Source organism: Endozoicomonas sp. SESOKO3 (genome assembly GCF_024606255.1).
This window is the reverse complement of record NZ_JAHHPR010000271.1, coordinates 1-1265: the sequence shown is the minus strand read 5'-3', so window position 1 is coordinate 1265 and position 1265 is coordinate 1. Positions and strand designations below refer to the sequence as shown.

General features: G+C 46.4%; 2 protein-coding genes and 2 pseudogenes. 1 reads left to right on the top strand and 3 read right to left on the bottom strand.

Annotated features, from left to right (window positions below; genetic code table 11):
* Window positions 1-257, bottom strand: a pseudogene (locus tag KDK18_RS04890) (magnesium/cobalt efflux protein); the annotation flags it as partial.
* 1 nt (window position 258) lies between these two features.
* Between KDK18_RS04890 and KDK18_RS04885 the strand changes: the two are divergent.
* Window positions 259-702: a transporter associated domain-containing protein gene (locus KDK18_RS04885; RefSeq protein ID WP_373691147.1), complete on the top strand. Its 444-nt coding sequence runs from the start codon at window positions 259-261 to the stop codon at window positions 700-702.
* A gap of 51 nt (window positions 703-753) precedes the next feature.
* On the opposite strand, the gene KDK18_RS04880 is transcribed toward KDK18_RS04885, so the two are convergent.
* Window positions 754-921, bottom strand: a complete 168-nt coding sequence (locus KDK18_RS04880) for a hypothetical protein (protein WP_257253609.1) — start codon at window positions 919-921, stop codon at window positions 754-756.
* Window positions 922-962: 41 nt separating this feature from the next.
* A pseudogene (locus KDK18_RS04875) lies at window positions 963-1160 on the bottom strand (zinc ribbon domain-containing protein); the annotation flags it as partial.
* Between the last annotated feature and the right edge of the window lie 105 nt (window positions 1161-1265).

Below are 1265 nucleotides of genomic sequence, written 5' to 3'. Positions count from 1 at the left end.
ATCCCGAAAATTTCATTTCGGGGTACCATGATATCGTCAACCCGGACATTCTCCAGATCCAGAATACCCAGCAACATTCCCCGTCTTTTCTGCGGCAACAACATACCGGGGTCGGTCACAATGGTACGCAACTCTTCAGCGTTCAACTGATCTTCCGCAGCCTGGCCGGGTTTAATACCAAAAGGCCTCAGCAGGAAGCCACAGACCCAGTTTAAAACCACTACCATGGGATAGAAGAGTTTCAGCAGGGGCGTCAAAATAAAAGAGGCAGGAAAGGAGCCATACTATGTACCCGAAAGTACTCCCCTGCATACTCAGCTGTTTAATTTTCAGAAATCTAAAGAGCGTGTCGCACTGGTGGTCGATGAATATGGCGATATTCTTGGCCTGGTGACGCTGGAAGATATCCTGGAAGAAATTGTGGGTGATTTTACCACCGATGTATCCGACTCCAGTCAAGATATTACCCCTCAGGAAGACGGTAGCTACATCATTGATGGTTCGGCCTCTGTAAGAGATATTAACCGTTCTCTGGGTTGGAAGTTGCCCACTGAGGATGCAAGGACGATCAACGGTTTGATCACCGAGATGATGGAGTTTATTCCGGAATCCAGTGTTTGTCTCAAGATAGGTGGCTACCGGTTTGAGATTATGCAGGTCAAGGACAACCGGGTAAAAGCAGTGAAGATTTTCACTGCTTAACTTGAATGATTAATTTCGCTGAATGAATTTTGGTTTTCGCCAGCCCGAGGGTTAGCGATTTTGCGGGTGGCTGTGGCTGGCATGAAACTGAGGTGCATCCAGTGGAATGGTGGTGTTCAATCCCACGTTCAGAAATTCTACCAGCATTATGGCGGTCAACCCCCAAATCAGATATTCACCGTATTGATACGAGGGCATGGAGTAGGTTTTTTCGTTCATACTCCAATGGTGAAACTGTAGATTGTCCGGATTGGTGAGAAAGTCCAGTACCCCCTGCGCGGTTCGATAGCGCGTTTGCAGAGGAGCACTTTACCTTCGTAGACCGGCAGACAACCTGCGACGATTAGCGGATTTTGATAGTGAATTTTGCCACAGTCGTCACAAACATCACGTAATCGGTTATCGCCACAGGGGATCTTCTTACGGACCTTAGCACCACATTCACTGCAGAAATTCACTGTTTTTCCTTCTAACTATGAAAATCTTTCTTCACCTTAACCCGATTCATAACCGAAGTCACTTTAATCAAAATTGGCGTAGAAAATGCATAACATTTCTTTACC

Coding starts and splice junctions, on each gene's coding strand:
- KDK18_RS04880 (WP_257253609.1), bottom strand. CDS start 921: ATGAACGAAAAAACCTACTCCATGCCCTCGTATCAATACGGTGAATAT.